The organism is [Phormidium] sp. LEGE 05292 (assembly GCF_015207735.1).
In the GTDB taxonomy this organism is placed as follows: domain Bacteria; phylum Cyanobacteriota; class Cyanobacteriia; order Cyanobacteriales; family Aerosakkonemataceae; genus Floridanema.
In genome coordinates this window covers 1-6,215 of the sequence record NZ_JADEWG010000247.1, presented here as the reverse complement: position 1 = coordinate 6,215, position 6,215 = coordinate 1, and the positions used below count along the sequence as shown (strand labels likewise).

The window sequence follows — 6,215 nt, the reverse complement described above, 5'->3', positions numbered from 1 at the left end:
ATTAATAATAAATTGAAATTACTCAAACGTTGTGGATTTGGCTTTAGGAATTTCCGCAATTTTGAATTAAGAGCTTTATTGTTCTGGCACTTCCCTAATAATTTAGCACAGTAAGTACGGAAGAACCAAAAATGGTAAATCAAAATGAGTTTTCTTTAAGAATAGTCGCGAAGTATTTTACCATTTAATTACACATTTCTTTTCTATTTAGTTATGAAGCACACTAAGCCCAAACTGGCTCCCAACCTCGCTAAAAGAGAAGAGCGTTTAACTGCTACTATCGCGGCTTTAAAAGTTAAAATTCAACAAATTTATGATGAAGGTGAGGTATCTCCCCAAGGGTGCTATGTAGCTCGTTATCAAGTACGACAACAACAGAAAATTTATTGGTATTATAAATTACAAGCAACCGAACCGATTTTTGAGCAAGCATTCATATCCCCAAAAGAAGAGTAAGTATAGACATTTGGGACGGGCCTTTTGTGAGGAGCATATTACCGCAGTAATCCAAGTGGTTAAACGTAATCAAATTGATGAACTTGAACGGACTATTAATTCTTTAACTAACAGTTAAATTGACTTGTATTATGACGGTGAAAGTGAAATTATTCCCGATAAGCTTGATTGATTAGTTCCTAAATTTCCCACCTCACGTTTTGACATTACAGCTTTTTAAACAATAAATTACTTCGCGCTCACTCATCGCGAAACGCTTTCTTCTTTGTCCAAAGTCCAAATAAGAGCGATCGTTTGTATTCATGAATGCACAACTGCTCGATCGATCGAACTAGACTGCACGACTTCACGGGCTGCAACATCTATCCGCACTGCCCGAAACATCCCAAATCGACACAGCCCCGTCCCAAATGCTAACCGCATCAACAGGAACGTGGGCACTTCTCGCAATGACTTAATCAGCCCGCTCAGGCCAAATCGAAAAATCCCGGCTGGACGGATAATTCCCTGCCAAATGGAATCGAGCCATGAGGGTAAGGTTTCGGCAGTCCAGTCGGCAGTGGTGACTTCACCCGCAACCAATCCCGTTGCCTCCAGTAATTCTGAAAACCCTTCAATGCTAGAAAATGCCGGATGAGACCACTGATCCAGCAATTGCCGCATGACTGGCTTTTCCCAAAAGTTGAGTGGGATTTGGCGATCGTCCCGTTGATTCCAATCGGCGACCACCAGAATTCCGCCCGGTTTGAGAACGCGCAATAACTCTGTGGCAAACTGTGCCTTATCGGGCATATGCGGTCCGGCTTCGATCGACCAGACCGCATCAAAACTGGCATCTGGAAAAGAGAGTGCCAACGCATCATCGACCTGAAACCGAACATTGAGACCTGGTGGTGTCAGTTCTTGGGCGCGTCTGACTTGCTGGGGACTAATCGTAACACCTGTCACTGCAAAACCATAATCCCGTGCCAGAATGCGACTACTGCCACCAATGCCACAGCCCACATCTAAAACTGTAGTTTCGGGAGGAAGTTTGTCTAACCCACCCCAACGCACCATCTCATGCACAAAGTCTTCTTTGGCTTTGAGGAAATCCTTTTTGCGGGGCAAAGAGCCGTAATGCCCCAGGTGGATATGTTCGCCCCAATAGAACTCCAGAATGCCATCATTCGTCCAATCGTCATAGGAATTAGCAACGGACTCAGAAGATTGATAGCGACGAGCCGTGAGTAGATAAAGCGCAATTCCAACTATCAGGAGTGCCAGGAGAATTCCCAACGTAGCAACTAACATATTCATCTGGATTAAACCTTAACCTTCGATACTTTTGCCTTTAATATATTTAACTATTGCATTATCCGTTTCCCCTCCGCTTGCACAATTGGAGGCTGGATTTGCCATCGCCTCAGTCGCTTGACGAAAGGATGCGATCGCGCAGCGTTTCCCTTGGGAAATCGAAACTAAACGGTCTGATGCGGCATCCCACAGAATGAATTGAGAGCAGCTCAGCAGATCTCTAATTCGGAGGGTCTTTACATCCGAGAGCAAATGACTATTTTCACGATGACAAGCGGCGAGATGATAATTGGGAATTCTCTCGGAGAGATGATGAATGTTGTGATAGCCAATGTCTGCGGTAAACCATCTGAGAACGGCTGGTAATTCTAAATAACTGCTGCCCCTAACTGCACCTAAAACATAGTCCCAGTCTGCCGTTTTGTGAGCATACGCATCCTCAAAAATATGCTGCACAAAAAAGATCCAGATGAAAATCGTTGCAGAACAACTAAGCGTAATGGAGTAAATACTCCAAAACAGCCCAACTCCCCATAAATGGCTCAGAAAAATCCAACCACCAACCACACAAATGTTGTTAAACAGTAGATCCCAAAATTCAGCAGCCGACTGCCAATGCTTTGACTGGTAGGTAGATATCGCGTGCGTTAAGTTAAACCCTGAACATTGCTTCAAATCCGTGAATCCATGATGGATGAAATCATAAACTCCCAGGATTAAAATGAGTCTGGGCTTGATGACAAGATAGAAAAAACCGCCAGGAATCGCCATTAATGGATGTCGCAGGGCTTCATACAGTTTTTGATTCAATGGATCGAGCTGAGCAAACTCTTCGGTAGATAAGAAATCTGCAACGCCCCGATATCGTTCCCAGTCGCCATTGGTTTTGTGATGGTAGGCATGATCTCTAGACCAGCCATATTGGGGAATTGCGTTGATCGCACCCAGCAGGAACCCCATGATGCGGTTCATTTGTTTTGACCGAAACAGAGAATAATGTCCGCAATCATGCATTAAAGCAAAACAGCGCAAGGAGAAGAGAACCATCAAAACAATAATGGGGGGGAGAAGCCATAGGGAAATAGATGCTGCTTTCACCGCCAAAATCCATAAAAGAACATAAGGTACAACGGTATTGAGAATTTGATACGTTGCCCGCAGGTTACTGCTGTTGATGTATGGAGTCAAAACAAAGTCAGCCTTTTTGAGTGGATGCGATGGTTTGAGTTGATGGGAAGATGGACGTTTTACAAATGGATGAACCGATGTCGGGATCTGTCCAGCACGATGCAGATAATACTTGAGCATAATGAATTTAATTCAGTGATACGGTGGGATTAGTTGTACTGGGCAATTCTGGTTCTGAGACACTACGCGATTATTCCGAGACACGCTTGGCGATCGCCCGTCAGAGTTACTGCACAACCTGCTTGTGCAATGCACAAACGGCTGGCTGAAACTCCTCCCAGGTTTTACAAACTTGCTCGTAACATTGGGGCGGTGTGATGGATAGATTTTTCAGGTAAAAGAACGTCACCTGATTAAACGATTCCAACAGTAATACCAATTCAGTGACTGGATTGTAAGAATCCACGGCTTCCAAAATGTGAGCATTCATAAAGTGATGGCGCAGAATTACCGTATCAGGAGCCGCTAACCAGGCGTTTAGAAAGGCAGCGAGACGCGATCGTTGAATAAAGTAGGTACGGAAGGATTCCCCCGCCACGCCAAACGCAGGAGAATTGGTGCTGCAAACAATCGCACCCCGTTCACCACTGAGATATCCTGCCCAGGCGTTATAGCCGAGTACCAACAAATTCGTGGCAATAAATTCTTGTTGCCAGTCCATCGGTTCAGAAACTTCACTCATAGCATCCTCCGTGGGTAGGGTCTTCAAGTTGGAATTCCGACCGCCGCCGCTGCATTTGCTGGTAACAGTCTGCTGGGGAGATAGCAAGCTGTTGCAGCAAGTTGATGTCTGCCCGTCCATCTTCATTAATGAGCAGCAGGATTGCTCGGTCAGGATCGTAGGTTTGAACCGTATCGATCAGCCTTTCAATTAAGGCTGCCTCCAGGCTAAAGGTTTGCAAATAGGCTGAAACATTGGACAGAGGCACAAACCGGACTGTATGCTCCACGATGTCACTGTTCCAATCCACAGATCCATCCTCAAACATTGCCACATCGCACACCACCATGCCCCGTCCCTGAGTGATAAACCCCTGCCATGCCGCGTGTCCCAGTAATAACAGATTTTCCCGAATGAATAGATTTTGCCAATAGCCGTAATAGCCCTGCCATACTTCATTCCTTGGTCGCATTAGCTTCCTCCCTAATGATTTTTGCGGCTTCTACCATGTTTTTCAGCGACGGAATCACTTCCTCCCAGCGGCGTGTTTTCAGTCCACAATCAGGATTCACCCAGATTTGCCTTAACGGTAAGTTCATGATGCCTGTCTGTAATTGCTGCGCCAGTTGTTCCGTCGTGGGTACTACCGGACTGTGAATGTCATAGACTCCATTGCCAATTTGCTGGGAATAGCCCGCCTTCGTGACTTCCTGCAAGGTGCGATTATTACTGCGGCTATTTTCAATCGAAATCACATCCGCATCTAAGCGCTCAATGTCTTTGATAATGTCGCCAAATTCGCAGTAGCACATATGGGTGTGAACTTGCGTATGCGGTTGGGCGATCGCTGTTGCCAGTCGAAACGCATCTACTGCCCAGGAGAGGTACTCATTCCAGCGTTCCAATTTCAGCGGTAATCCTTCCCGTAAAGCAGGTTCATCTACCTGGATTACTTGTGCACCTGCGGCTTCTAAATCTACCACTTCTTCGCGTAATGCCAGGGCAATTTGAAAAGCCTGTTCCTGACGAGACAGATCTGCACGGGGAAACGACCAATTCAGAATGGTAATTGGCCCCGTGAGCATCCCTTTCACGGGCTTTTCGGTCAACGCCTGCGCCACTTGAAACTCTCGCACCGTCATGGGTTGAGGACGTACCACATCGCCGTAGATAATCGGTGGACGCACATAGCGACTGCCGTAACTTTGCACCCAACCGTTTTCTGTAAAGGCGAAACCGGAGAGTTGCTGACCAAAGTATTCCACCATATCGGTGCGCTCAAACTCGCCATGTACTAGCACATCAATGCCGATGTCTTCCTGAAGTTTGATACACTCGGCAATCTGAGCATCGATCGCGGCTTGATATTCCGCCTCAGATAATTCGCCTCGTTTGTATTTCACCCGCAGTTGCCGCACTTCGGAGGTTTGGGGAAAAGAACCAATCGTGGTGGTGGGTAAGACGGGTAGGGTCAGTTGTTTGTCTAGACGCAGAGAATAGGATAGCGATCGCTGAAAATCATTAATTGTCAAATTTTTCAGCGCCGTCTGAACTCCTTTATCAGCGGGACTAAATTGCTCAAAGGTTTGCCACTGGGTTTGCACTAGAGCTAATTGAGAGTGCTTCGCACACGCTTGGCGAACACTTGGATCGTTGCCAGCCAGCGTCTGTGCCAGAATTGCTATCTCGTCCAGCTTTTGTTGTGCAAAACTCAATACATTGCGTAATGGCTCAGGTAGTTTGGTTTCTCGCGTGGCATCATAAGGAACAAATTGCAGTGATGATGAGGGATGCAAGCGAATATTTGGCGTGATGCTTTGAATCGTTTCTAGTGTTGACAACACAGAGTCGGGACGAATTTTCCAGATGTTTCGGGCATCTACAATTCCCACACCCAATTGTTTATCTGATGGAAATCCGTGCTGTTGCAATAACGCTAAATTGCGTCCACGGGTGAAATCTAAACTGATACCTGCAACAGGCAATTCCATCACCCAGGGATAGGTGGCTCCCAAATCATCAAAATAGGTGACAAGCTGAATGGGTACACCGATTTGAGCAAGCTGGCTGTAGGTAGCTGCGATTGCCTCTCTCAAATCTGCTGCATTGCTTGTAACTAAAATCGGTTCATGCACCTGCACTTCGGTGATACCTACTGCTTTGAGTTGATCGAGCAAGTCGCGATAGAGCGGCAATAGGTTTTCGAGATGGGTCGCTAAATCGCCTTCTAAACGGCTTAAACGTAAGAGTGTAACGGGGCTGAGAATGATGGGAACGGCTCGTTCGCCGAGAAGGGCTTGCGATCGCTGCACCGTTGCTAAAAAGTCTGCGAAGTTTGCCTCTGGCTTTGCATCAGCCGCAATTTCGGGCACCAGGTAATGATAGTTGGTATCAAACCATTTGGTCATTTCCAGCGCCGGAATCCCATCTTTGCCTCGCGCCATTGCAAAGTATTGATCGAGTCCAGCAAGATGACGAAAGCGATCGTGCCACTTGAAGGATAAAGTGGCACTTTGTGCCATTTTATCCTTCAAGTAATTGAGTGCCATTTTATGCTTTCAGTTGGCGACACTTGTAACGCTGGGAAATAGCACGACATAAATCAGGGAAATAT

General features: G+C 46.3%; 7 protein-coding genes. 2 read left to right on the top strand and 5 right to left on the bottom strand.

The window, feature by feature from the left end; translation table 11 throughout:
• A complete protein-coding gene (locus tag IQ264_RS31045) occupies nucleotides 1-114 on the top strand; it encodes a transposase (RefSeq protein WP_413470325.1) in 114 nt (37 codons plus the stop codon).
• Between the two features lie 99 nt (nucleotides 115-213).
• Nucleotides 214-456: a hypothetical protein gene (locus IQ264_RS31040; RefSeq protein ID WP_228061943.1), complete on the top strand. Its 243-nt coding sequence runs from the start codon at nucleotides 214-216 to the stop codon at nucleotides 454-456.
• A gap of 300 nt (nucleotides 457-756) precedes the next feature.
• On the opposite strand, the gene IQ264_RS31035 is transcribed toward IQ264_RS31040, so the two are convergent.
• The 5 genes from IQ264_RS31035 to metE form a co-directional block, all read right to left on the bottom strand.
• Nucleotides 757-1,755, bottom strand: a complete 999-nt coding sequence (locus IQ264_RS31035; RefSeq protein WP_193986325.1) for a methyltransferase domain-containing protein — start codon at nucleotides 1,753-1,755, stop codon at nucleotides 757-759.
• A gap of 12 nt (nucleotides 1,756-1,767) precedes the next feature.
• Nucleotides 1,768-3,060: a fatty acid desaturase gene (locus IQ264_RS31030; protein WP_193986323.1), complete on the bottom strand. Its 1,293-nt coding sequence runs from the start codon at nucleotides 3,058-3,060 to the stop codon at nucleotides 1,768-1,770.
• A gap of 106 nt (nucleotides 3,061-3,166) precedes the next feature.
• Nucleotides 3,167-3,622 (bottom strand): hypothetical protein, encoded by a 456-nt coding sequence (locus tag IQ264_RS31025; RefSeq protein ID WP_193986321.1) that lies wholly within the window; start codon nucleotides 3,620-3,622, stop codon nucleotides 3,167-3,169.
• Nucleotides 3,615-4,073: a hypothetical protein gene (locus IQ264_RS31020; RefSeq protein ID WP_193986319.1), complete on the bottom strand. Its 459-nt coding sequence runs from the start codon at nucleotides 4,071-4,073 to the stop codon at nucleotides 3,615-3,617. The genes IQ264_RS31025 and IQ264_RS31020 overlap by 8 nt, the downstream gene beginning before the upstream one ends.
• Complete coding sequence (metE, locus tag IQ264_RS31015) at nucleotides 4,057-6,123, bottom strand: 5-methyltetrahydropteroyltriglutamate--homocysteine S-methyltransferase (RefSeq protein ID WP_228061944.1); 2,067 nt, start codon at nucleotides 6,121-6,123, stop codon at nucleotides 4,057-4,059. Before metE ends, IQ264_RS31020 begins: the two co-directional genes overlap by 17 nt.
• Nucleotides 6,124-6,215 lie beyond the last annotated feature (92 nt).